Origin of the sequence: Desulfitobacterium dehalogenans ATCC 51507 (genome assembly GCF_000243155.2) — a bacterium.
Taxonomy (GTDB): Bacteria; Bacillota; Desulfitobacteriia; order Desulfitobacteriales; family Desulfitobacteriaceae; genus Desulfitobacterium; species Desulfitobacterium dehalogenans.
Map to the genome: position 1 here is coordinate 851,487 of NC_018017.1, position 22,672 is coordinate 874,158.

Here is a 22,672-nt window from a genome sequence, read left to right on the forward strand (position 1 = left end):
GGTGTTGTCGATGAATCGCCCCTTTGTCATGTTGCATCATTTTATCTTTTGGTGCATTTGCGTAAAATGAAGTACCTCCTCTGTGCACAAAAGCAAGTAGATACATTATTTAGTACAGCTTTGCAGGTTGTTGTGTAAGATGCAGGAAAATTAAGAGGAAATAGGTAGTTTGTGGAGAATAAAGTTATAAAAGCTAATTTTGTAAGAAGCAATCCAAATGACGATATATTTGAATTGCGAAAAGGGAAACTCAAAAGAATTATTCGTTTATTTTTCCTATACTAAGGAAAGAGTGCAGAAGATCAAAACCATGTCTATAAGAAGTTGGAATCCTGAAAAAAGACTATGGGTTATTCCCTATACACCTGAATCAATACACGAATTGAAAAGAATTTTCTCAGATGAAACGGTAATAATTGACCCTGCGATCAATCTTGAACAAACTGAATCATTATATTAATTAGGAAATGTCTTTGCAGCAGGACCTAGAGGCCATGGAGCAGCAGTTAATTCTCAAGGGCTTTAGTGATAAGACAAGAAAGGTCTACCTTGGGCATGTAAGTAAATTTTTTCAAGCCATAAAGAAAGACCCAAGAAATATCTCAAAGGATGACATACGAAGCTATTTGGCTGCTCAGCTTGAAGAGCGAAAAAAAGCCCATGCCTACGTAAGCCAAGCCCTTAGCTCCATAAAATTTCTGTTCAAGCACATATTACGGCAAAGTATTGACAGTATGGATATTCCCCGACCCAAAAAGGAACAAAAATTACCGCAAGTCCTTAGCCAGGCAGAAGTAGCTAAGATTCTCTCAACCGTTAAGAATATTAAACACAGGTCTATTCTCATAATTACATATTCCTCAGGACTAAGGGTTAGTGAGGTTGTTACGCTAACATTAAATGATTTACATCCAGATAGGAAATTGGTCCGCATCAAGCAGGGAAAGGGGAGAAAAGACAGGTATACTCTGCTTTCTGATACAGCAATGGAGGTTGAATGAATACATTACCTACTATAAACCCAATAAGTGGCTATTTAGCGGCGAAGATCCGGAAACCCACATATCAGAGCGGACAATACAGGTAATCTTTAAGAATGCCTTAGCCAAGTCGGGAATTAAGAAAGATCTATCGGTCCATTCTTTAAGACACTCCTTCGCTACTCACCTTTTGGAATCAGGGACGGATATAAGATATATCCAGGAGTTGCTAGGGCACAAAAGCTCGAAAACAACTGAGATATATACTCACGTCAGCAATAAAGATTTAGGAAAAATAAAGAATCCCTTGGATTCAATATGGAAAAATGACCAAAATTAGAACTGTTGATAGAGGTAGGATTACCGCAATAACATGCGGTAATCCCTCTGGGGTGGTAAAAAATGCGCATGGATATTACGGTAAAAAGGTGTTAGACGACATACCCGTTGCATGCACTTCTTTTATACTATACCAGAAAATAATAAAACCTCCGGATAAGGAGGTCAAGCTTAGCTATTTACTTCAACTATTCTATCCAGAATTCTATCGAAATCGGGGCCGGGTACTTCACCGACAAACTCCAAAAGTTTATCTTGCTCAATACGGTAAATCTTATGGGTTTTTACATAAGATGGCTCATTTAAACCGGCCCGACGCCAATTAATGATGGGTTCTTTAAACCGGTCATGATAAGTAGGAGGAATCTTTGGCTTAGAACTGGTTATTTCTGTGATTGTAAACAGTTCTGAATCAGAATCCACATCAATGATAAGGATGGGTCTTATTTTGAATCGAGAGGGATCATCTTCGAAAAATATTTTTACACGGTAAACTTCTCTAATATCAGGCATAGCTTAGTTCTACTTACCATCTTTATACCAATCTTGGTGTGCTTGGTCTTTTGGATTTAACTTAATCATTCCCTGGGGACCTGTTAGAATTTGTGCTTTGGAGGTGATTTTACTCAGTGCCGAATTATTTTCTTGAGGCTTCTTCTTTGCAGTTGAAGGCATCCCGTATTCCTCCTCGGTATGTTGTTTTTCAATTCTATCCCTATCCTTATTATCCATATCATACCACCTTCAATAGGCTTATTCAATAATTATAGTATGCCCGAAAAGCTAAGGATAGAAGAGAATTAAGACGAATCCATAAGTAGGATTTGGGGTCAAACGGGTACATCGTCTAACAGAGGAGTCCCGCAACTAGAGGATGATGTATGCGGTTGGGACGCTGCGGGACTCCTCGAAACGTTATATGACATTTCCTGCAGGAACGCCCGCCGTCCATGGCGGGATTTAGACAAGAGATTATTTCGTACTTGTAGGTTCTTACGAAATAATGAATGGGGGTACCCTTTTAATGCAAGTTCAGATCAGCCACGATCTAAAAGAACGATGGGATAATTATGTTTAGGCGTATTGATATATTCTGCCAACGTCGAGGGAAGTTCTCCTCAATTGGTCGAGTTCTTTCAGAGAACGATTGATCAATTGAATAATCAGTATTCGATGCCTGAAATTGCCGATATACCACATATTCGGTCAACACGAAATGCCTATAAAGCGTTGGGCAAATCTCCTTCAGACTACAGAAATGCTGCCGAGGCAATGCTTCGTCGAATCGTAAAGAGTAATGGTCTTTATCATATCAATAATGTTATTGATATTAACAATTTGATGTCTGTCACAACAGGTTATTCCATTGGTTCGTATGATACTGAGCAGCTTTCGGAACTAGTGGAGTTAAGAAGGGCGCCCGACGGAGAAAACTACCAGGGAATAGGGAAGGAGGCAGTCAATATTGAGCATTTGCCAACGCTTTACGATAGGCTGAGTGCTTTTGGCAATCCTACAAGCGATAGTAGGAGAGCAATGATTCAGACGGGAAATCGAACGATTATGACCGTGATTTATTCATTCGATGGTAAAAGTGATTTGCAAGAGGTGATCGATAGGTATTGTGAATTACTAATACAATACTGTTGCGTTGAGGAAATTAATACTATATTTGTCCTTTAGAGAGCAAATCCAAATTGGCATGTATCGCATTATTCTTAAATTGTAAACTAGTTATAGGAGTTGTCTGGGGGCGCGCCGTCCATGGCGCTCTGGCTTCGCGGGGCAGGGAAACGTCATATAACACAGAATTCCCCGCAACTAGAGAATGATGCATGTGGTTAGGACGCTGCGGGAATTCCTAAATGTTATATGACATGGTGCTATGAAAGAAATTTGAAGGAGAGATAGGATGCCATTATTTCAGATTAGGGACAATCTTGTTAGCTTAATTAGACCTTGCAACTTTAATTTAGAGAAAGATCTCCAAACATTAATTGAGGCAAATCTAGAAACTATCTTCAATTGCAAATTTGTGGCTTCTGAGTTTTCAACAGGGTACGAACATGCAGGTCGAATTGATTCACTGGCATTATCAGAGGATGGCAATCCAGTGATTATAGAGTACAAGAAGGTAGAGTCTTCAGAGTTGATCAATCAAAGTTTGTATTATTTATCTTGGATAAAAGATCATCGCGGAGATTTCCAGATGGCAGTAAATAAGAAATTGGGTAGCCATGTAGAAATAGATTGGTCTGATGTAAGGGTTATTTGCATAGCCCCAGGTTACAAGAAGTATGACCTTCATGCCGTTCAAATGATGGGTGCAAATATTGAACTATGGCAGTATCGTTTGTTTGAAAATGGAGCTTTTTATTTTGAAGAGGTGTTTAGGAAAGGAACTTCAGGGGCTTCAATTCCCAATAAGGCTAGTCAAGGTAAAAAGATCGGTGATCAAGATATTACTATCACGTATACCTTTGAGGATCATCTAAATAAGGCAGCATCTCATTTAAAAGATGTTATTGTGGACTTAAGAGAATGTATTCTCAATATTGATGAGGGTGTAGAGGAATCCCCTAAAAAGCAATATGTTGCATATAAGGTTACTCAGAATTTTGCATGCATGGAAATCCAAAAGAACAAGATTTTACTCTTTCTTAAACTTAACCCGTTGGAATTTCAAGACCTACCCACCAATGCTAGGGATGTTAGAAGCATTGGGCACTATGGAACTGGGGACGTGGAGTTTACATTAACTTCAAAGTCAGATATAGCCGCAATGGGTGAATTTATTAGAAAGGCTTGGGAACGTGTCGGGGGTTAGCACCACGTCATATAACAAGGCATTCCCGACACTTGGAGGATGATGAATGTGTGTTGGGACGCGTCGGGAATGCCCAGAACGTTAGGCGACAGAAATTGATTTGGGGTCTGTTGAAGGAATGATCTGGGGGGATGGACCATTAGAACACCGATCAGAATTCACAAATCTATATATCGTAGTATTGTTTATATCATGTTTAGCGGATTAGTTGCCTTAACAGCTTGCTCTACTTTGGATACGACATCAATAGATTCGGCACATCAGTTTGTTGTAGATACTGATACTGGTGACCAGGGACCAGTGCTTCGACTTTTAACCCAGGATAGAAAGGCGAAAATTGAAATCTTTGATGGAGAGTTTGCTGACGGAACGAAGATTTTGGAATCGGTTGTTTACGAACTGCGATTTGATAAATGGAACCAGATAACCATAGGGCAATCACCTTACAAGTCTAACGACCCAGTGAGGATATCTGGTGGAGGCCAATTCGGAATAATCGAAGTCATTGATCCAAACATCATTTACGTGGACTATGAAACGCAAAAGGATAAGATACAATTGACTATCATTCAGGTGAAATCTCGTAGATTCGTTGTCTATCAAAAGGTACAAGGAAACAAGGAGTATTATCAAATTCGCGGCGTTAGTAAAGATGGCGAAACTATATGGCAACTCTTCCCTGAGGGGTATTGGTAACAGTAAGTATTTGGAGAAAAGTAGCAAGTGATTTCCGTCGCCTAACACGTCCATTCCCGCAACTTAGAAAATATGAATGTAATATGACGCTGCGGGAATGGCGAAAACGTTATCCGAAACCGCACGTAATGGCCGCGCGTCCATGCGCGGAACGGAGTGTGGTTGTTACTGCGCTCTTGTAGCAAAAGCGCAATTACCAAGATGTTTTAATGTATAGAATTATATTTTACGAACCTATTTTGTAAATAATATCGGAATTATTGCTTTCCAGTAATTCTAAGATTAGACGGAATAGATCCTTTGAGTTGGACAAGATCAATGTGGAGGTGATATACGGATGAGACGGGTGCGATACCAGGTCGCATGTAGCATGGATGGCTACATTGCGGCACCGAATGATGATTTTGATTGGATTACGCCAGAACCTTCGTTCGACTTTGAGGCGCTATATGCGCAGTTCGACACATTGCTGATGGGGCGACGCACGTACGAGATCGTACGCGCAACGGGCGAGAGTTTTCGCGGAAAGCAAGTGATCGTGGTCTCGCGGTCGCTTCGGCCGGTGGATCATCCCGATGTTGAGATCGTGAGCGGGGGCATAGAAGCACGAGTTCGAGAGCTTCGTGCGCAATCTGGTCGAGATATTTGGCTCTACGGCGGAGGAAATCTCTTCTCCCAACTTCTCGCCTGGAATCTGGTTGATACGTTCGAACCGGCGATTATACCGATTCTTCTGGGAGGAGGGGTGCAGTTGCTCCCCCCGCACGGAATAAGTCGGCGTTTAAAGCTCGTCCGACACAGCGCCTATCCCAGTGGGATGCTTCTCCTCGAATATGAGGTGCAGCATGATGTGGAAGGCACGAATGAATTTGCAAGAGGATAGTTATAGTGCCAAACAAAGTCACGTTTTTTCGGGGTTTATTCCAATGGAGTAGAGAAAGTTTATACTTCATGCCTTATTTCAAAAGTCGTTACGATTATCCTAATTCTTATATATCATAAATAGGTGGAGGTTTAAGGGGCCGCCGTCCATGGCGGCCTCTGAATCTGTGGGCGTACGGCATCGGATAACAGAGGAGTCCCGCAACTAAAGGATGATGCATGTGATTGGGACGCTGCGGGACTCCTCGAAACGTTATATGACATTTCCTGCAAGACCGCCCGCCGTCCATGGCGGGATTTAGACTAGAAACTTAATTTCGTACTTGTAAGAAAGTGTGTAGCAAAGATTATCTATATTTGCTCTGGAATATTTTTTTGTTTTATTCGTCTAAATAGACACGAAAAAGAAGGGGGGCTCGCTTATGAAACAGTGGATTGGGTTCATCATTATAGTGTCAATAATAGTAACTCTTGCTGCATGTGGTAGCCAGAGCGAGACAACAATCAACAATAATGCTCAGCAGGATGAAATTCAAAATAGTGCCGTAGAAATCGTTCCACAAGAAAAAACAGATAGCACCGTAAGTGGTGAAATTATAAAGGAATTCACATCAATTGCTGACTTTAACCATGATGGAGTCAAGGAAACAGCAAAAGTGGTAGCCTTCGGTGATAAGGAGTATTTTGAATTACAAATCTGCAGCTCTGAAGAAAACATTCTCTGGAAAACAGAGGCCGCTACGGCTCACATGGGCTGGCTTTCCCTTTTTCTATGCCAGTCAGATGGGAAAGATTATCTTTTGAAATATACCCCTTATATGTCACAGGGAGCGTGCCACTATCAATATGACTTGTTTTCTCTTGATTCATCAGGCAACGAAATCATAACCGACAGCGGTTCTGTACAATTTGATATAAATTTTGGTAGCCCGGTTCACTATTCCTTTAACACAGATGAAATCGCAGCCTTTATGAATGAGGTAAATGCGTATCTCGAAAACAGTGTTGTTCTGCTCAATACGGATGGAAATCTAAAATTTAAAGATGGATCTCATTTGAAAGATACTCTGTGGTGGTTAGATGTCGAAGACGGGTTCACATACGATAAAACAGCTAATCTTAGTGATATCCTGGCATCTTATAAAAAATTCCGTGAAAGCAGATAATCTTACAACGAAAAATGAGCATAGCTTAAGTTTTAGATATGTCGCATCATTAGTATAATGTGAAACAAACTGGAACTACCTGAGGGGAGCGCCGTCCATGGCGCTCTGGCTCCGCAGGGCAGGAAACGTCATATAACAGAGGAGTCCCGCAACTAGAGGATGATGCATGTGGTTGGGACACTGCGGGACTCCTCGAGACGTTATATGACATTTCCTGCAAGACCGCCCGCCGTCCATGGCGGGATTTAAACGAGAGGAACTAACAGCCTTATCTCGCACATGTAGGGTACTGGGAAATAAATCTTCAAGGTTCCAAAGGAGGTGTCGGATTTTAAATATGCATAATTTAAGGGGTTATTTAAGAATAAATCGATGCTTACCTATACTTTTATTATCAGCATTTCTAATCTCTGGATGTAGCACCTTCATGGCCTCTGAACTTAAAGGGTACTATAAGCCTCTTGTGGCAAGCCAATGCTCGTTAAATAAAGATGACATAGATAATCAAGAACAATATGCACAAGCAATAATAAGTGGTAATGAGGCTGCATTAAAATATTACTTTCAGATAGATAGTAAGGTCTATTATGTTTTGAGAGATGTCTTATATTCAAGAGAGGGGTTAGAAATAATTGCTCTACAGCCCAAATCAGAAGGATATTTCACTAACAAAGACAACTTATATTATGTTTATGGTTATGAGAAAGAAAAGAAATCAAATACTCTTGGAGGACCCGTTTATTATACCTTAAAGGATTATAAATACAGAAAGATAGATTTATCAACAAATAAGGAAATCGAAGTTACAAAAGATGAATATGAAGCATTATATTTTAACTTAGAAAATGAATTGGCTAAATAACATTTTTCTTAAATTGTGAATCGGTTGATTAGGAATTGTATAGGGGCGCGCCGTCCATGGCGCTCTGGCTTCGCGGGGCAGGAAACGTCATATAACACGAGGATTCCCGCGAGGGTGCGGTTAGGAAAGCTTTTGGAGCAAGTCGCACCACATGTCCTCTGTCACAAGCCTTGCAATTTAGAGTTGAATCAAGAGAAGCAAGTCTTGCGCTAGCCCTGGCGGGACAGACACGTCGGGAATCCCGGGGACGTTAGGCGACATACGTATTGGGGGAATGAAATAATGAAAATTGAAGAGGCATATAGCTATGACTATATGGATGTTGTGGATGCAGAAAAAGCATATGAACTTTTTTGGGAGGGTGTGATAAAAGATAAGCGGAATTTTGAATGCCCCGCACAAAACTGCAAAGCACAGATAACATGCTCTAATATTGATAAACAAATTGAAGAAATGAAGAATACTCCGCATTTTAGAGTGTATGGTGAACACAGCGATGAATGTGATATTTATAAAGAGATTAAACTTGCCGAGTTGGATGTGTCCACTGAAAAAAATAAAAGTCGGACAAGTTATTTGGGGTCGGAAACTGATATTTTCACAACGGAAAGACCCAAAAATCATTATCATACGAGGAAAGAGTCAGTAAAAGATAATGATGACAAACATAAAGGAATTAAAACATCAATTCAAACTAATAGAGATAATAGCTTAACTAAAAGAAGCCCTGAATTTTATTCGATTAGACCGCTAATTTCCAAATTCCAGCGCCATAGTAAAGAAAACAATTTATCTCAACGATTTATTAAAATAAAGGGCTATGATGTTAGTTACAAAGAAATGTTCGTAAAGATTGATAACAATGAACTGGACAAATTAAGCAAGTATCCAAGAATTTATTTTGGTGAAGCGACTGTATACAGGAAAAACAACTCGGATTTTGTTGTCAGATTCGCATCTTCTATTATTGACGCTGATGTGAAATACAAGCCCTCTCTATATATTTCGAACGAAATGATTAATAGCTATTACTGGAAGCACAAGCTACAAACCTGTTTAAATGAATTAGCATCAAATAGGGAGAAGCAAGTACTTGTTTTTGTGTACTCGAAGCCGTATAAAAAGGATAGATTTTTAAACTTCTACATAGATACGTTGGACTTAATAGATTTTAGATATTTGTAGTATGTACGTCGCCTAACACGACCATACCCGCAACTAGAGGATGATGCATGTGGTTGGGACGCCGCGGGAATGGCGGAAACGTTATCGGAAATCCTAGTATAATTTGAGCTTAAAAGAATTAACTAAATACTTTTCTAATGCGTTACAGAGAGAGGGATTTTATGGTGTTATTTATCTGTTTACTACTAATTATATTAATAATTATAGTAATAGTGGATTGTAAAAAAAACAAAATTACCAAAATAGAAATTGTAAATCAATTCAAAAAAACACATATTTTTAAATTCAAAAAACCAACAGCATTTACTGTTTTAGAAATGGTTACTGGGATATATTTTATGCTTCCAATTATAGGTTTTTTTTAAGAATATTGGGTGAGGAATATTTCAATTTTGTCTTAATAGCATTATTTCTGCCAGTAGCAATTTGTTTTTTAAATGTATGGTCGCAGTATAAATACGCAAAACTAGAAATTGGATCTATGAAAATATTGTTTTCAGTTATTATTGTACCGTTTCTAATTTTGCTTAATTATATATTCTCGTCTCAGGATGCGTTAGAGACATACCATCTAAGTATGTTTATCATTATAATTCCAGCAACTTTTTTTATCTCTGATGGAATATCTGATTTAGTTGAAGCTTTCAAAGAAGTAGGTTTAGAAAAAAATATCAGGAGAAAATATTTATAAAACTAATTAACAGGTATGTATTGGGTAATTTTTTGTCGATTTACTCCTTCACCGCATTTATTTACTTGTTAGTTTATCAATCAAAGAGAAATGGTTCAATTTTCATAGATGAGTCGTTATTAATAGTCCTTCAAACAACATTCTTTTTAGCCTATTGGGGGGCAGCTTGGTTCTATTTGTCACAGATATCTTTTACGAAGTTGAAGAATATTTTTTCTTCTTCAACAGTATATGGAAAAGATATTCCATGGAATGAAATGACGGAAATTAGTAAAATAGAGAAGATTTTAATAACTAATATGCCATTATACTTATCTTTATTTCAAATATTACTTATTAATTTACAAATTAATTTTAAATTTGAGGTCGGATTCCAATTTGACTTAGTAATTGAATTGGTTGGAATTGTATTGGCTTGGGTCTCAGTTCGATATTTACAAAAAAAAGCTTTTGCTAAATTACTTTAATAGGTTTTTTATCAAAAACGACTGCATTTAATCAAAAATAAGAGCAGTTTATTTCAACGGACTTCCGATAACACAGAGTTCCCACAACTAGAGGATGATGAATGTGGTTGGGACGCTGCGGGAACTCCTAAACGTTATCTGAAAGTCGGCGGAACGAAAAAAGTAGCTGGTTAAGGCTACTTTGGTGGGAATACATCATCGTGAGTACCGATGATATATAGTGTGTTGATTTGATCACTCGCTTTTGAAGTTACTTCAATGATAATACGTATCGACATATTGACACTGATTTCATAGAAGTTATCTGTCCCTTGAATTTTTTTGTATCGTAATGATGGATGAGTTGGGTCAGACATGAATAGCTCAATGGCTTTCTGGGCTTGTTTTAATGTTTTTGAGTCAAGCTGCCTGAATTGCTTATCAAACTTTCGGGTAGATCTGAAGCACCTAGTCATTGTTCAATACCATTGAGGAATTCGCGAATTGTACTAAACTCACGAACGTTACCTGATTCAACGTCATTTTTGGCTTCGAGCATATCGTTTTGGACTTTGTCAGACCAAAAATATGCTTGGTCGGAGGGGACTAGTTTCATAGGCTCAATGATGATTTTATTGTTATCCATCCTAATGTCGAGAACATCACCTACAGAAATATTGAGTTTTTCTCTGATATCTCTTGGTAGGCTTATAAGGTTTCGTTTTTGGACGAAGATTCTACGGGAGATAGCGGACATGAATATCACCCTTTCAGCTCTTTCTAATTACAGTATATGCGTAATTACGTAATAATGCAAATAAGGGAACAATTAATTGGGTATTCCTATGGGGCGCCGACCTTCAGATAACAGAGGAGTCCCGCAACTAGAGGATGATGCATGCGGTAAGGACGCTGCGGGACTCCTCGGGACGTTATATGTCATTCGCATATCGGGGCTGTTTTTTGGGTCACATTATAATTAATACGAATCTTTTGAGCAGAGTGGTGATTTTATGACTAAGGATGAGCTTATAAATGTTCTTATCACCGGTCGTACAGAGTGTTATGTCAAGAAAAGTTCCTCTTACAATCCATACGTTCCGGGTGGTAAATATGATTGGGATTTTCAGGTTGCATGTGGAAATTATCTATTTACAGATTCGTACCGCGGTTTTAATCCATATAGCGGAGTCGAGTATATCTATGTAAAAGACCAGTCTAAGCCAATTTGGTCATGTGATTATGTAGGATATGCATTTTCAAATGCAGGAGTTTCCGAGAAGGAGATTTATGGATTTCTGAAGAAGGGAAGAAGTAAGCACTTAACAGATTGTGCTGGAAATCTGTTAGCTGATTATTCCTTTAGAGACGGTAATTTTGATTATCAAACTAGGTTCAGTGGGGATCTCAAAGCAATCTTACAAATAGAGGAACTGTATTATCATGGTACATTGGTCGGGATCCAAACATCTGCAGGCTATTTGAAGGTGCAAGAACGTGCGAACGACATATAACAGAGGAGTCCCGCAACTAGAGGATGATGCATGTGGCTAGGACGCTGCGGAACTCCTCGAAACGTTATATGAAATCGGTTTGCTTGATAATTTTAAGGGTCGAACAAATTATCTCATGTATTCATGGTTCCATATGTGGTATCATATAATTAGAGGGGAGATATAATGACTAAACTAGACAAGCTATTTGCAGAGATAGTCAATAATCCAAAAGATGTTAAATTTGAAGATATTGATAAAGTTTTGAAGTACTATGGTTTTGAGCGCAGGAATGCTAAGGGTGGATCGAGTCATTACACATATTTTCATAGCTTACTACCCGATATTTTGACTATACCGAAGAACAGACCCATTAAGGCAGTTTATGTAAAGAAAGCGATTAGTGCGATCCAACGATTAGATAGGGGCGAAGAATGATGGGTAAAGATTTAGAGTATTACCTCAACCTAGAATATGAAATTAAACTTAAGAAGCTTTCCCAAGAAGAAGGTGACGGGTGGTTTGCAGAAATACCTTTACTTCCTGGTTGCATGTCAGACGGTGAATCTTTAGAAGAAGCAGTTGAGAATCTAGGCGGTGCGAAAAGGGAATGGATTGAGGCCAGCTTGGAATTAGGCAGAGAAATTCCTGAACCCACAACTGATGAATTTTCGGGGCAATTGAGAGTTAGGATGCCTAAATCATTACATCGTACTCTTTCACAAATGGCTAAGGATGAAAATGTAAGTTTGAATCAGTTGATAATTCATCAATTATCTAAAGGAATTGGGTATAGATTATAAGATAGCCGACTTCATATAACAGAGGGTTTGCGACATCGGGGAATACATCTTGGGTATTATTCCGACGTCGCAAACCCTCAAAACGTTAGGCGACAGACCTAGGTCATCTTTGAATGGGGGTAAAATGCATTGACTTATATGTTTGACGATACTCAAGAAATGTCGTTAAAAGAGGTAGTCGGAAGAATAATCGATTTTAATTATAGCCTGAGGGATTTTTGGTCCAGTGCGAAAGGATGGGCACCACCTGAAGCGGCAGATTTATTAACTCGTTCGAGGCTGGATTGGCAAGTATCGCTCTCCCATTGTCTTAATCTATGGTTAGAGGAAACGGTTAGTGAAGAGGCGGATGGACGATTAATTTTGGCTTGGTCAAATTTGGGAAGTTTGGTTGAAGGGACAATGAAATTATTATTATCTGTATTTTATAAGGACTATCTTAATGATGTAGAGCAAGTCAAAAAGAGAGGGAAGTTAGTAGAGCCTGATCAACTCGAATTGGAACAGATGCGACAGTTTTTTAATAAAAGGATTTGGAAACCGGAAGATTCTTGGGATGAATGGATTTTACATATTCAATGGAGACGAAATGCGATTCATGCGTTCAAAGATCGTGAAATCGGATCGTTTGACGAATATCGAAATGATTTACGGATGTACCTTAAATTCATGAGGTATGTAAACTTTAGACTTCCTTATCCTGATGAAATATTTATGCCGAGGTTTTAATTGTGATGCTTTGCCGGTCCATCGCCTAACACAGAATTCCCCGCAACTAGAGGATGATGCATGTGGTTGGGACGCTGCGGGAATTCCTAAACGTTATCTACAACTGGGCATGCAAGATAAAAAAAGTTTATCCTGTTTCGCTCGGACTAGATGCAAGTAATTTTTATTGTCGCAAGGCAAGAGAACTATTACAGAGGTAGCTTAAATCCAGAACAAAGAGGGTTGTGGGCAGTCACTAAGGAGGAAAGTCTGGGGTACTCTATTTTATTACAACTGAGTATAGGATTTGCTGGGGCAGTCAGTTTTGGGTATTCCTATGAAGTGGTCAGTCTGTGGAGTCTCCGCTGTAGATAACACAAGATTACCGCAACTAGAGGACGATGCATGCGGTGAGGACGCTGCGGGAATCCCCGTCCGTTATCTGAAACAGCCTGAAAGAAGACATGTTGTTATTATGGGCGGGAAATGCTTTAGCGGTTTATTTTTGCCAAAAAGCTTTAGCTTCTCTCTCCAGTTTCGCTAATCTCGTGTAGTAGTCTGGGAACTCATTTAAATGGGCCAAGGCAATTTTGCCAGTCGTAATTGGGTCATCATCAGTTACATTTGTAGTGGCATCGCGCCTGCCGTGTTCCAATTCTACGCCCAGACCTGTTCGAAACTGGCCAACGTCAAATGGACTATGACTCCAATCAATGCCAAGGTACTCACCGATAATCATAGATTCTTGTATAGTGAAGCTGGTTCAGACAATGGGTACATAGTTATTTGTAAAGGTATTACTAGATAAGGAATGACAATGTTTCTGATCGATAGTGGTTAAACCTTGGTAGGAATGAATATGGCCTCCCGGAACTTCAATAGCGAATCCAGAAAAAACATTAATGTAGTGTCTATGTCTATCATCTTTTGTGGAACAACCAGATATCTCATGAACATGATTCGGTAAATTCGGTGCTTCGCTACTTTCACCATAGTACCTGTGGTGATGACCAAGTATTTCGTTAGTCGTTCCTTGAAAGTAATGCTTATGATTCGTATTCATGTAACCACCTCACTATTATCTTATTCAGAGGTGGAAGAGTGTGAGTTTTTGTTTGAGGTCGGCTGCATCAGATAACAGCGAATTTGCAAAATCTGAGAGGGTATGAATGGATAACCAGACTTCGCAAATTCACAGAACGTTAGGCGAAAGACCATTTTTAGATAGATTTCACGTCTGGAGGTAGGTTTTTGAGAAGGGGGAAGAAAATATGGCTAGCAGAGTGAGCAAAAGAGAAAGAAATATTTGGCTTTCACTATTGACGGTCATTATAGCAATTTCCGTTTTTGTCATAATGAAATATCAAACAACCTTAACTTTACTTAATCAAAAAGTTATAGATTATGAAGCTGAGAAAAAGACATGGATACAAAGTGAGGCAAATTTGACTTCACAGGTTTCAGACCTTAAAGCTCAGACAGAAAAGTATTCAAGACTAATTAGCACCTTTGCGACAAATAATCCAAATATTATTAACACTTTAAAACGGCAGGGATTTAATGGTAGCGTCCAAGATATTGTAGACGATCTCTTAAAACATAACGAATTGATTCCTTATGATGGAGTTTTAGGTGGAAAAATGGGTTTCTATAGCAAAGATAATATATACGTGCTTTCGGACAAATGGGTTTATGCATATTTTGATGATGGTCACATTAATGGATATATGTTGCTTAATTATAGCGTAAATAACGAAGATATTTCATGGAAAGTAATCGATTCCTATTTAGCGGAATAATAACAACCATTCTTTTATAGGATGTCTTAAAAGATGGTCCTTCGCCTAACAGAGGAGTCCCGCAACTAGAGGATGATGAATGTGGTTGGGCGCTGCGGGACTCCTCGAAACGTTCTACGACATATCATGCAAAGGCCGCGCCGTCTATGGCGCGGGAAACAACTTGGAGTATTTTTTCATTAGAAAGATAATGTGAACTAAATTTTAGGCTCAAATTAAGCTACTAAACGTCTATATAAATAAGAAATGAATTACCCAATTTAGAATTGTTAGGGGGAGCATGAATTGAAGAGGATTTATTTTCTGGCATCATCGTACCGTTGTTCTTGATAGGCTCATAATGATAACCTTTTAAACAGTAATTCAATTGAAGTTGCCGACAAAACCACTACAGTATAGATAACATTGGACCTGAAATAAAGCAATATTGTATTGAATTGATATTGTGTTTTACATATGGCAAACAAAAAATTGAAGAACCCTAGAAATTTGGATACCCGTGGTAAGGAGTCATAAGTGATAGTTCATCCTATAGTCATTATATATAGTAATGAGGGTATTACTTTGGGGGTGAGAAAATTTGATAAAAACTATGATTTTAACAGCTTCGGTTTTGGTATTAAGTTCAGTTTTAGTTTGTAGTAATGTAGAAGTAAGTGTAAAAGAAAAGGATCAAAGTACTTTATCTGTAGAAAGCGGACAGTTAAAACGAAAAGTTATTATCAGAAATTCCATATACGATCCTTTGCCCGCAGGGGCTCAAAAAGCTCTGTCTCTGCCAGATAAAGCTGGTCCACAGCAACTGCCAAATGTTGATTTAAGCACTCCAATCATAATTACTAAAATGCCTTATCATGAAAGAAAGAAATCTCAATAAATTTTACATTATCCCGGCGTTAGTCTATGCTTATCAGCATCATACTACTTCTTATTATTTTTTATGCCGCAGAAATCTTTGACTCTGCTCAAGGGAGCGCCGTCCATGGCACTGCTGAGTCTGGGGGCACGATACGTCGTAGAACAGAGGAGTCCCGCAACTAGAGGATGATGCATGTTGTTAGGACGCTGCGGGACTCCTCGGATGTTCTACGAAATCCCACATAGCTGTGTTCAAACGCTTATGAGTACTTAATACTGCAAGGCAATGTAAGTTTGAAGAGTGGGTACTTTAGTATACAAAAAGCATATCGTTAAGTTGTTTGAAAATTCCGGCGGTGTAGCCGTGCTTTTTAATTTAATCTTAAAATTCAAGTATACAGGAGGTGTTATATGGCAACTATATTCAAAGTATTATCTACTGGGCTCAAAGTTTTAGGTTTTTTGACAAAAGCATGGAAAAAGCTTCTTGATTTACTATTTATCAAAGCAGGAGTTTGGGGGCATTTAATATTCTCTTTTCTAGGTTTGTTTATCTTTTCATTATTTAAAACAAAACCTACGTTTATTTTTTTATTCTCCATATTTCTAATGAGTTTTTTTTATTTAAATTATAAATTTATTTGTTCGATTCATAGTGCTCACAAGAATATCAATTCCCTTGTGGGTTTTGAAATAAATAATAAAAATGAAGATCAGAGAAAACGAGCACATACAGTCGGGATGTTACTGGGTATGATATACTCTTTAATTCTAATTTTTTCATTATTACTACCAGAATGGCAAACTGCAAATATTACAAATGTACTTATGTATATCCTATTAATAATATTTGCTATATATTTGATGTTAAGATTTTGCAGTATTTTTGCTACTATTCTTCTTATATATAGTTCGACCCTTGTAGGAATTATATCGCTGTTATATATAATTGTAGCTGTAGCATTTGTTTTAAATTACATAATAAACATGGGCAGTGTCTCTACATTACCTCCATTGGGGGAGGAAAGTCTAATACTCTTGGCAATATATATACCTCAATATTATCCATTTATATGGATGAGTGTCGTTGTATCCTTGTTAATTCAAATCACAATAATACTAATAAGACCAGCTTATACACTTTCCAAAACAAAAAGCTCTTTTAAGGTTCTTAGTGTTGCTTTTTCAATAGCAACAATTACCCTTTTTCTATTTACTGAGGAGATTCGGAATTACTTCATCCATTTTATACAAACTTTTAAAATTGAACCTGAAGATTTATCAGAATTAACTAAAGTGTTAGGAAATCTTGATTCGGCAATTACAGATAATTTCATTCAGCGTATGATTACAGTTGTATTCTTACCTTATACCATTGGTTCGTACATCTGCTTATATATTATTGAGCTAATCGAAAATCAGCATAAAGAAAAGGCTTGTAAATATTATTATGCTGCACTTTACTATCATTCAAAGAAATTTGAAGAGAAAACATATAGTAACCTTCGTAAGTGCTTATATTTTGGTGGAGATAACTACGAGATAATAATTTTAAACACCCTCGAACTAAAACCATACTTGGAGAAACTTGGATATTTCAAGAAAATAGAAAATTCTGTTAGTAAAGAAAACAGATTTAAGAAATTGCTTGACTTGATTAAAAGTATAGCGCAATAGATTAATGTGTAACGTCATCAATTTGGCTTTGGCTTCGAGTAGCGTGGGACTTCGTAGAACAAGGTGTTCCCGTAACTTAGTCTATATGTATGTATTTTGACGCTACGGGAACACCCAGGACGTTATATGCCATTTCCTGCAAGACCGCCCGCCGTCCATGGCGGAATTTAGACGAGAACTTAATTTCGTACTTGTAGAAAATGTGCAGTAGAATAGTTTTGTTTTTTTAAGGTTGTGAAAAGATGAAAAAAATAATCAAGCAGTATATTCTTCCAGTGGTTTTAAGCATGGTATTCGTTTCTATTGGTTTCTTTTGGTTGCATGGTGTTCCATTAATTGGGCAGCCCAAAAAGGAAGATGTTTCTTACATTGAGATAGCTGACACTAATTTGACTGATGATATACGGACATTTACTGAATACGAAGATATCGAAAAGACTGTAAATATGCTAAATTTTTTGAATTATCAATTAGGGACGCCTGAACAAGAAGCTCCGTTTATAACTATTACATATCACTTAAAAAACGGTGAAAAGGTGGATATTTTTGCGAATAAAGATACTGTATATTGGGGAGGCAAAGGCTATACCATTAAAGACGATAACGGAACTATTTTTGTAAATATAATCGAAGGTATGTTTTTCTCTGATTTATTAGTTGACTAAAGTAAAAGCAATAAAATCAGATTTGAAGTAGGATTACGAACATAATTTGCATTTTAGTTATGACTTCTTCTTATAATGTGCGACAGCTTGAACACCTAGGGGCGCGCCTTCCATGGCGCTCTGGCTTCGCGGGGCAGGAAACGTCATATAACAGAGGAGTCCCGCAACTAGAGGATGATGAATGTAGTATGACGCTGCGGGACTCCTCGAGACGTTAAATGAAAGTCCTAGCAACTAATAGGAGGTTTTTCGATGCATAAATCGTTATCAAATATCTTTGGAGGGTTTTTACTATCTGAAGATATTACTTCTGATGCATTAGGCCTTCTTAATCATCATGGGCGACAAGACGTAGCTAAACATGTTTTAACAGTTGCTATTACAGCCCAGCATCTAGCCAAAATTTATAATGTTGATTTGGAACTCGCATATTGTGCAGGACTACTACATGATATTAGTTTGATTTTGCCAACGTCTCAAATGCTACAAACCTCTATTGAATTGGGTATAGAACCGGTTACTGCTGAGAAAGTGGTACCATATTTGATTCATGGTAAATTGTCAGCAGCAATTGCAGAAAATGTTTTTAAAGTAAAAAATGACGGTCTCCTTCATGCTATTAGTTGCCATACAACACTATGTGCTAATGCAACTACACTTGATAAAGTATTATTCCTTGCAGATAAAATGTCTTGGGATCAAGAACACTCTCCGTTTAGGACTGAACTTGAGAAGGCACTTGAAAAATCTCTTGACGAGGCAGTCAGTTGCTTCTTAACTTGGAATTGGAACCAGAAGGATAAATTGGACTCTATACATCCATGGCTAATTGATGCTTGGAATAACTATGAAATAGGAGATTATGCATGACGTAAGACGGACCTTCATCTAACACAGAATTCCCCGCAACTAGCGGATGATGCATGTGGTTAGGACGCTGCGGGAATTCCTGAACGTTAGACGACATATTCGCTTTGGGGTTATATGCTAGGTAGGAGTGAAGAAAGTGTTAAGTGATCTTGTTTTTTCTATAAGCAAACGACTCGATGCTAACTTTGAAGCAAGTTTGTTTCAAGCATCTATTACAGGTTTAACCGACTACGCAAATCCCTTACGTTATAATAACTTTGCATATAGCTTTCGTGAATTAACTAGGCATATCTTTACTAGGTTAGCTCCAGATGAAAATGTTTTGCTTTGCAAATGGTATAAAAATGAAACAGATAAGCCAAAAGGAATTTCGCGTAAGCAAAGGGTATTTTATGCAATTAAAGGCGGACTCGATGATGACTTTATTGTGACAGAATTAAATTTTGATTTGGGTAGAATTTGGAGAACTATGAAAAGTGTAGTTGAGAACCTAAATAGGTATACTCACATCGAAGAGCAAACTTATAATATAGATTCTCAAGTTGGTGATAACTTTGTATTAAACTCACTTAATGCTCTGAATATATTCTTGGATTCTATAGATGGTCTTCGAGAAGAAATAATTTCGGCTTATGAGATGCGTTTATGGAAAGTTATTAATCTGGCTTTAATATCTGATGTAATACAAGAATTAGATGTGTTAGCTACGCATTATTGGATTGAAGGAAGTTCGATAGAGAATATATCTATTGAATCAATCGATAATGAATATATCCATGTTACAATTTGTGGAAGCGTAGATATTGAGCATCAATACGGTTCAGATGGGGATTATAGACGTGGAGACGGTTTAAGAATGGAGGATTCGTATCCATTTAATATTTCGCTAAAAATAGATGTAGAAACCCCTCTCGAATTTGATATTAGTGCTGAAGATATTGAAGTCGATAATTCACAATTCTATGTTTAGTTGTGCTAAAGAGTGCGAATACGTCGTCTAACACTGGATTCCCGACACTAGAGGATGATGCAAGTGGTTCGGACGCGTCGGGAATCCCAGAACGTTATACGAAAACCTGACTCAGTTTTAATTGTGATATATTTGTGGTTTTTTTGAGGAGGATGTAGATGTCATTTACAGAGAAAGTGAAATTAGAAGCAAAGAGAAAATCGGCTTTTAGATGTGTAGTATGTAGGGAGCCATTTGTAGAAATACACCATATTATTCCACAAGAGGAAGGTGGCCCAGATACATTAGATAATGCTGCACCTTTGTGTTCCTCGTGTCATGACTTATATGGAGGCAATCCATATAAAAGAAAACAAATAAAGCAAATGAGAGATTATTGGTTTGAACTGGTTGAAAATACTATTATGACTAATGATGGAGCATTACTAGAGATTGAAAAAGATCCATATTTTCTAAACAGTCTTAAGAATAAAGGTATAGCACTTTATCATGTGGTATTTGAAAATGAAAGTTTCGAAGAGTCGGCTCAAATGATCTTCGAGATTGTTAGAACTGCTCAAAAAACCCAACCCAATTTGAATAGAGCATTATATTTAGATATTGATGGACACAGAAACGAAAATGGTGGTTATGATAATGACATGTTTGAATTGCAAAGACACTTTATTCTTGGTTATTTGTTACCATTTTTAAGTGAGATACACATACCACTGTGCTCTGCTAAAAATACAAAACTTCAAAAAAATAATATTCCTGATGAATTAAATATATTTTCATCTGATGAAGAGATGATTAAGCATCTTAAGAAAGAGGGAAAAGAGAAATCTTTTACGATATATTCCGAAGAAGAATCTGGGGTATGAGTCAGGCCTTCGCATAATAGGCAGTTCCCAAAACTTTGAATTGATGAATGTAGTATGATGCTTCGGGAACTGCCGGGACGTTATATAAAATCGCGCGCACGAACCGCCACATCGTGTGGCGGATTAATTATAAAGATGCGTTGAAGATTCAAATGAAAGAAAGTGATTTTTTGAATTTACAAAGTGATAAGGTTAAAGAAATATATGATTTTTGTATAACATATGATGGAGAGCCGATTTCAAGACATAATGACGTTAATCATTTTATACATAGGATTGGGCTACTGCTAGATACTGGCTATGATACAAAGGATGAGGGCATTAAGCAAATAGCAGAGAAAATATTGTCTAATCAAAGTTGTGAAGGGGCTTTTTTATCTCAAATACAAATATCAACAAACTATGGGGGAACTGGATTACCAGAATTAGGATGGATGATATGTGATTTTCCATTGCTTCTTTACTTCCTCATAAAGATGGGATATGGGAAAGATGACCGAGTAATAAAGGCTATAAACTATTTGATTAGTGTTAGCGATGAAAATGGTTGGCGGTGCAAAAGCTCGTTTGAGAAATTTAGGGGACCTGGCAGAAAGGAAGATCATTGTCCATTAGCCACCCTATATGCTTTAAAGGTTTTCTCACTTCTACCAGAGTATCATAATGAGCAGTTTGTCAAAAATGGTATAAATGCAATGCTTTATCATTGGCGGATAAGTAATGAACGGAAAATTTATATGTTTGGAATGGGAAAGAATTTTAGAAAGTTAAAATATCCTACTCATTGGTTTGATATCGTTCACGTTGTTCGTGTTTTGGTGAATTTTGAGTATGCCAAGGGTACTCAAGAATTCAAGGAAATGATAGGTATTATCAAGAGTAAGAAAACTCAAGAGGGTGATTTTGTCCCTGAAAGTGTTTTTACTGCATACAAAGGGTGGGATTTTGGACAGAAAAAGAGTCCATCATCTTCATTATCGAATGTGATTAATGAAATTATTGATAAAGTATGATTTTGGGTGGTTTAAGGGGCCGACGTCCTGTCGGCCTCTGAGTTTGGGGGCGCGCGACTTTACATAACAGAGAATTGCCGAAACTTTGCAAAGATGCATGTGGTTGGGACGCTTCGGCAATTCTCAAGACGTTATGTGCAATATTGGCAGTATGGATTAAAACGAGGTGATATAAATGGCTTTACTTGTTGGAAACGATGTTCTAAGTAATTACACATTCGAAAAGGAAGATGAGTTTGAGCAAGTAGTTGTCAAATTAAGCGACTACGTCTTTGGGCCACAAACAATCTACTTGGACATTAAGAAAGTGATGAAGAGTAAAAATGTAGCGAGTATTCCAGATGGTTATTTGATTGATATGACTAGTGCAGGAGATCCTAAGCTTTACGTTATAGAAAATGAAATAGTTAAGCATGATCCATTCAAACATATCGGAATTCAAATGCTAAAGTTTGCTACGAGTTTCGAAGAGAGTCAAACATCGATCCGTGGATTTCTAATGAATCATATCAGTAAGGACCCAGATAAATTGAAAAGGCTCGAACAAGGATGCAAAGCATCTAATAGCCGAAACATTGATCACTACTTAGATAAGGTTGTCTACAACGAGTTCAAAGGATTGGTTCTAATAGATGAAGCACGACCAGAATTACATCGGGTTTTAGAAAAGATTAATGCCGATATATCTGTACTAGAAGTGAAGTGTTTTGTTTCTACCACGGACAATTTGCATATGAATTTGATACTTTATATTAAGACTATGAAGAACCAGAAATAATCCTTAGTAGTAAAACAAAAAACGTTGCTAACCTTGATAGAAATAAGAGACTTCAAAGGCGGGCCGATTCAGATACCATTGTAGTTCCGGCTAAGGAAGAA

The 22,672-nt window shown here is 37.7% G+C and carries 28 protein-coding genes; 23 read left to right on the forward strand and 5 right to left on the reverse strand.

Translation table 11 applies throughout. The annotated features are described in order from the left end of the window. The first annotated feature begins 494 nt into the window (after positions 1 to 494). Positions 495 to 1,001 (forward strand): tyrosine-type recombinase/integrase, encoded by a 507-nt coding sequence (locus DESDE_RS22680; RefSeq protein WP_282433506.1) that lies wholly within the window; start codon positions 495 to 497, stop codon positions 999 to 1,001. Further along, positions 901 to 1,320 carry a tyrosine-type recombinase/integrase gene (locus tag DESDE_RS22685; protein ID WP_282433507.1) on the forward strand — a complete coding sequence of 140 codons (420 nt, stop codon included), beginning with the start codon at positions 901 to 903 and terminating at the stop codon, positions 1,318 to 1,320. Before DESDE_RS22680 ends, DESDE_RS22685 begins: the two co-directional genes overlap by 101 nt. A gap of 170 nt (positions 1,321 to 1,490) precedes the next feature. On the opposite strand, the gene DESDE_RS04005 is transcribed toward DESDE_RS22685, so the two are convergent. Then, entirely contained in the window at positions 1,491 to 1,832 is a 342-nt protein-coding gene (locus DESDE_RS04005) for a type II toxin-antitoxin system PemK/MazF family toxin (RefSeq protein ID WP_014792757.1), read from the reverse strand. 9 nt (positions 1,833 to 1,841) lie between these two features. Continuing rightward, positions 1,842 to 2,051: a hypothetical protein gene (locus DESDE_RS04010; protein WP_014792758.1), complete on the reverse strand. Its 210-nt coding sequence runs from the start codon at positions 2,049 to 2,051 to the stop codon at positions 1,842 to 1,844. A 441-nt stretch (positions 2,052 to 2,492) separates the two neighbouring features. Between DESDE_RS04010 and DESDE_RS04015 the strand changes: the two genes are divergently transcribed. The 8 genes from DESDE_RS04015 to DESDE_RS04055 all read left to right on the forward strand — a co-directional run bounded on the left by DESDE_RS04015 (position 2,493) and on the right by DESDE_RS04055 (position 10,095). After that, positions 2,493 to 3,002, forward strand: coding sequence for a B3/B4 domain-containing protein (locus tag DESDE_RS04015; RefSeq protein ID WP_242831327.1), 510 nt, complete (start codon positions 2,493 to 2,495; stop codon positions 3,000 to 3,002). 229 nt (positions 3,003 to 3,231) lie between these two features. Beyond that, positions 3,232 to 4,146, forward strand: a complete 915-nt coding sequence (locus DESDE_RS04020) for a DUF5655 domain-containing protein (protein WP_014792760.1) — start codon at positions 3,232 to 3,234, stop codon at positions 4,144 to 4,146. Positions 4,147 to 4,338: 192 nt separating this feature from the next. Beyond that, positions 4,339 to 4,842, forward strand: coding sequence for a hypothetical protein (locus DESDE_RS04025; protein ID WP_014792761.1), 504 nt, complete (start codon positions 4,339 to 4,341; stop codon positions 4,840 to 4,842). Positions 4,843 to 5,179: 337 nt separating this feature from the next. Next, positions 5,180 to 5,725, forward strand: a complete 546-nt coding sequence (locus DESDE_RS04030) for a dihydrofolate reductase family protein (protein ID WP_014792762.1) — start codon at positions 5,180 to 5,182, stop codon at positions 5,723 to 5,725. Positions 5,726 to 6,146: 421 nt separating this feature from the next. After that, the gene (locus DESDE_RS04035) at positions 6,147 to 6,890 is read left to right on the forward strand and encodes a hypothetical protein (RefSeq protein WP_014792763.1); all 744 of its coding nucleotides are present in this window, start codon (positions 6,147 to 6,149) and stop codon (positions 6,888 to 6,890) included. 427 nt (positions 6,891 to 7,317) lie between these two features. Next, positions 7,318 to 7,752 carry a hypothetical protein gene (locus tag DESDE_RS04040; RefSeq protein WP_014792764.1) on the forward strand — a complete coding sequence of 145 codons (435 nt, stop codon included), beginning with the start codon at positions 7,318 to 7,320 and terminating at the stop codon, positions 7,750 to 7,752. Between the two features lie 282 nt (positions 7,753 to 8,034). Then, on the forward strand, positions 8,035 to 8,937 hold the full coding sequence (locus DESDE_RS04045; protein WP_014792765.1) for a hypothetical protein: 903 nt from the start codon (positions 8,035 to 8,037) through the stop codon (positions 8,935 to 8,937). 711 nt (positions 8,938 to 9,648) lie between these two features. After that, on the forward strand, positions 9,649 to 10,095 hold the full coding sequence (locus tag DESDE_RS04055; protein WP_041917206.1) for a hypothetical protein: 447 nt from the start codon (positions 9,649 to 9,651) through the stop codon (positions 10,093 to 10,095). Positions 10,096 to 10,546: 451 nt separating this feature from the next. Here the strand turns inward: DESDE_RS04055 and DESDE_RS04065 are convergent, their stop codons facing one another. Then, a complete protein-coding gene (locus DESDE_RS04065) occupies positions 10,547 to 10,831 on the reverse strand; it encodes an AbrB/MazE/SpoVT family DNA-binding domain-containing protein (RefSeq protein ID WP_014792769.1) in 285 nt (94 codons plus the stop codon). Between the two features lie 256 nt (positions 10,832 to 11,087). Here DESDE_RS04065 and DESDE_RS04070 point away from each other — a divergent pair, with 256 nt between their 5' ends. From DESDE_RS04070 to DESDE_RS04085, 4 genes are all read left to right on the forward strand, one after another. After that, positions 11,088 to 11,588 (forward strand): DUF5680 domain-containing protein, encoded by a 501-nt coding sequence (locus DESDE_RS04070; protein WP_014792770.1) that lies wholly within the window; start codon positions 11,088 to 11,090, stop codon positions 11,586 to 11,588. 165 nt (positions 11,589 to 11,753) lie between these two features. Next, the gene (locus tag DESDE_RS04075) at positions 11,754 to 12,005 is read left to right on the forward strand and encodes a type II toxin-antitoxin system HicA family toxin (RefSeq protein WP_014792771.1); all 252 of its coding nucleotides are present in this window, start codon (positions 11,754 to 11,756) and stop codon (positions 12,003 to 12,005) included. Next, a complete protein-coding gene (locus tag DESDE_RS04080; protein WP_019849587.1) occupies positions 12,005 to 12,370 on the forward strand; it encodes a toxin-antitoxin system HicB family antitoxin in 366 nt (121 codons plus the stop codon). The genes DESDE_RS04075 and DESDE_RS04080 overlap by 1 nt, the downstream gene beginning before the upstream one ends. A 138-nt stretch (positions 12,371 to 12,508) precedes the next feature. Further along, positions 12,509 to 13,099, forward strand: a complete 591-nt coding sequence (locus DESDE_RS04085) for a hypothetical protein (RefSeq protein ID WP_041917333.1) — start codon at positions 12,509 to 12,511, stop codon at positions 13,097 to 13,099. A 478-nt stretch (positions 13,100 to 13,577) separates the two neighbouring features. On the opposite strand, the gene DESDE_RS22375 is transcribed toward DESDE_RS04085, so the two are convergent. Beyond that, positions 13,578 to 13,817: a DUF5661 family protein gene (locus DESDE_RS22375; RefSeq protein ID WP_041952646.1), complete on the reverse strand. Its 240-nt coding sequence runs from the start codon at positions 13,815 to 13,817 to the stop codon at positions 13,578 to 13,580. Between the two features lie 24 nt (positions 13,818 to 13,841). Further along, positions 13,842 to 14,141, reverse strand: coding sequence for a YmaF family protein (locus tag DESDE_RS22380; RefSeq protein ID WP_014792774.1), 300 nt, complete (start codon positions 14,139 to 14,141; stop codon positions 13,842 to 13,844). A 208-nt stretch (positions 14,142 to 14,349) separates the two neighbouring features. On the opposite strand from DESDE_RS22380, the gene DESDE_RS04095 reads away from it, so the two are divergent. The 9 genes from DESDE_RS04095 (at position 14,350) to DESDE_RS04135 (ending at position 22,571) form a co-directional block, all read left to right on the forward strand. Further along, positions 14,350 to 14,877, forward strand: coding sequence for a hypothetical protein (locus DESDE_RS04095; protein WP_014792775.1), 528 nt, complete (start codon positions 14,350 to 14,352; stop codon positions 14,875 to 14,877). 580 nt (positions 14,878 to 15,457) lie between these two features. Next, positions 15,458 to 15,754 carry a hypothetical protein gene (locus DESDE_RS04100; protein ID WP_014792776.1) on the forward strand — a complete coding sequence of 99 codons (297 nt, stop codon included), beginning with the start codon at positions 15,458 to 15,460 and terminating at the stop codon, positions 15,752 to 15,754. A 392-nt stretch (positions 15,755 to 16,146) separates the two neighbouring features. Beyond that, entirely contained in the window at positions 16,147 to 17,412 is a 1,266-nt protein-coding gene (locus DESDE_RS04105) for a hypothetical protein (RefSeq protein WP_014792777.1), read from the forward strand. A gap of 242 nt (positions 17,413 to 17,654) precedes the next feature. Next, entirely contained in the window at positions 17,655 to 18,077 is a 423-nt protein-coding gene (locus DESDE_RS04110; RefSeq protein ID WP_014792778.1) for a hypothetical protein, read from the forward strand. A 252-nt stretch (positions 18,078 to 18,329) separates the two neighbouring features. Continuing rightward, positions 18,330 to 18,947, forward strand: coding sequence for a bis(5'-nucleosyl)-tetraphosphatase (symmetrical) YqeK (gene yqeK / locus DESDE_RS04115; RefSeq protein ID WP_014792779.1), 618 nt, complete (start codon positions 18,330 to 18,332; stop codon positions 18,945 to 18,947). 136 nt (positions 18,948 to 19,083) lie between these two features. Beyond that, complete coding sequence (locus tag DESDE_RS04120; RefSeq protein ID WP_014792780.1) at positions 19,084 to 19,917, forward strand: pPIWI-associating nuclease domain-containing protein; 834 nt, start codon at positions 19,084 to 19,086, stop codon at positions 19,915 to 19,917. Positions 19,918 to 20,075: 158 nt separating this feature from the next. Beyond that, positions 20,076 to 20,780, forward strand: a complete 705-nt coding sequence (locus DESDE_RS04125) for an HNH endonuclease signature motif containing protein (protein ID WP_014792781.1) — start codon at positions 20,076 to 20,078, stop codon at positions 20,778 to 20,780. A gap of 152 nt (positions 20,781 to 20,932) precedes the next feature. After that, positions 20,933 to 21,793 carry a hypothetical protein gene (locus DESDE_RS04130; RefSeq protein ID WP_014792782.1) on the forward strand — a complete coding sequence of 287 codons (861 nt, stop codon included), beginning with the start codon at positions 20,933 to 20,935 and terminating at the stop codon, positions 21,791 to 21,793. A 175-nt stretch (positions 21,794 to 21,968) separates the two neighbouring features. Continuing rightward, positions 21,969 to 22,571 (forward strand): hypothetical protein, encoded by a 603-nt coding sequence (locus DESDE_RS04135; protein ID WP_041917208.1) that lies wholly within the window; start codon positions 21,969 to 21,971, stop codon positions 22,569 to 22,571. The last annotated feature ends 101 nt before the right edge of the window (positions 22,572 to 22,672 follow it).

What these genes read in the sequence shown, in the direction of transcription:
- DESDE_RS04125 (WP_014792781.1), top strand. Translation starts at nt 20,076, where the DNA reads ATGTCATTTACAGAGAAAGTGAAATTAGAAGCAAAGAGAAAATCGGCT.
- DESDE_RS04040 (WP_014792764.1), top strand. Translation starts at nt 7,318, where the DNA reads ATGGCCTCTGAACTTAAAGGGTACTATAAGCCTCTTGTGGCAAGCCAA.
- DESDE_RS04020 (WP_014792760.1), top strand. Translation starts at nt 3,232, where the DNA reads ATGCCATTATTTCAGATTAGGGACAATCTTGTTAGCTTAATTAGACCT.
- yqeK (WP_014792779.1), top strand. Translation starts at nt 18,330, where the DNA reads ATGCATAAATCGTTATCAAATATCTTTGGAGGGTTTTTACTATCTGAA.
- DESDE_RS04075 (WP_014792771.1), top strand. Translation starts at nt 11,754, where the DNA reads ATGACTAAACTAGACAAGCTATTTGCAGAGATAGTCAATAATCCAAAA.
- DESDE_RS04130 (WP_014792782.1), top strand. Translation starts at nt 20,933, where the DNA reads ATGAAAGAAAGTGATTTTTTGAATTTACAAAGTGATAAGGTTAAAGAA.
- DESDE_RS22380 (WP_014792774.1), bottom strand. Translation starts at nt 14,141, where the DNA reads ATGAATACGAATCATAAGCATTACTTTCAAGGAACGACTAACGAAATA.
- DESDE_RS04105 (WP_014792777.1), top strand. Translation starts at nt 16,147, where the DNA reads ATGGCAACTATATTCAAAGTATTATCTACTGGGCTCAAAGTTTTAGGT.
- DESDE_RS04030 (WP_014792762.1), top strand. Translation starts at nt 5,180, where the DNA reads ATGAGACGGGTGCGATACCAGGTCGCATGTAGCATGGATGGCTACATT.
- DESDE_RS04035 (WP_014792763.1), top strand. Translation starts at nt 6,147, where the DNA reads ATGAAACAGTGGATTGGGTTCATCATTATAGTGTCAATAATAGTAACT.
- DESDE_RS22685 (WP_282433507.1), top strand. Translation starts at nt 901, where the DNA reads ATGATTTACATCCAGATAGGAAATTGGTCCGCATCAAGCAGGGAAAGG.
- DESDE_RS04135 (WP_041917208.1), top strand. Translation starts at nt 21,969, where the DNA reads ATGGCTTTACTTGTTGGAAACGATGTTCTAAGTAATTACACATTCGAA.
- DESDE_RS04095 (WP_014792775.1), top strand. Translation starts at nt 14,350, where the DNA reads ATGGCTAGCAGAGTGAGCAAAAGAGAAAGAAATATTTGGCTTTCACTA.
- DESDE_RS04045 (WP_014792765.1), top strand. Translation starts at nt 8,035, where the DNA reads ATGAAAATTGAAGAGGCATATAGCTATGACTATATGGATGTTGTGGAT.
- DESDE_RS04080 (WP_019849587.1), top strand. Translation starts at nt 12,005, where the DNA reads ATGGGTAAAGATTTAGAGTATTACCTCAACCTAGAATATGAAATTAAA.
- DESDE_RS04065 (WP_014792769.1), bottom strand. Translation starts at nt 10,831, where the DNA reads ATGTCCGCTATCTCCCGTAGAATCTTCGTCCAAAAACGAAACCTTATA.
- DESDE_RS22375 (WP_041952646.1), bottom strand. Translation starts at nt 13,817, where the DNA reads ATGATTATCGGTGAGTACCTTGGCATTGATTGGAGTCATAGTCCATTT.
- DESDE_RS04010 (WP_014792758.1), bottom strand. Translation starts at nt 2,051, where the DNA reads ATGGATAATAAGGATAGGGATAGAATTGAAAAACAACATACCGAGGAG.
- DESDE_RS04025 (WP_014792761.1), top strand. Translation starts at nt 4,339, where the DNA reads ATGTTTAGCGGATTAGTTGCCTTAACAGCTTGCTCTACTTTGGATACG.
- DESDE_RS04005 (WP_014792757.1), bottom strand. Translation starts at nt 1,832, where the DNA reads ATGCCTGATATTAGAGAAGTTTACCGTGTAAAAATATTTTTCGAAGAT.
- DESDE_RS04070 (WP_014792770.1), top strand. Translation starts at nt 11,088, where the DNA reads ATGACTAAGGATGAGCTTATAAATGTTCTTATCACCGGTCGTACAGAG.
- DESDE_RS04015 (WP_242831327.1), top strand. Translation starts at nt 2,493, where the DNA reads ATGCCTGAAATTGCCGATATACCACATATTCGGTCAACACGAAATGCC.
- DESDE_RS04085 (WP_041917333.1), top strand. Translation starts at nt 12,509, where the DNA reads ATGTTTGACGATACTCAAGAAATGTCGTTAAAAGAGGTAGTCGGAAGA.
- DESDE_RS04110 (WP_014792778.1), top strand. Translation starts at nt 17,655, where the DNA reads ATGAAAAAAATAATCAAGCAGTATATTCTTCCAGTGGTTTTAAGCATG.
- DESDE_RS22680 (WP_282433506.1), top strand. Translation starts at nt 495, where the DNA reads ATGGAGCAGCAGTTAATTCTCAAGGGCTTTAGTGATAAGACAAGAAAG.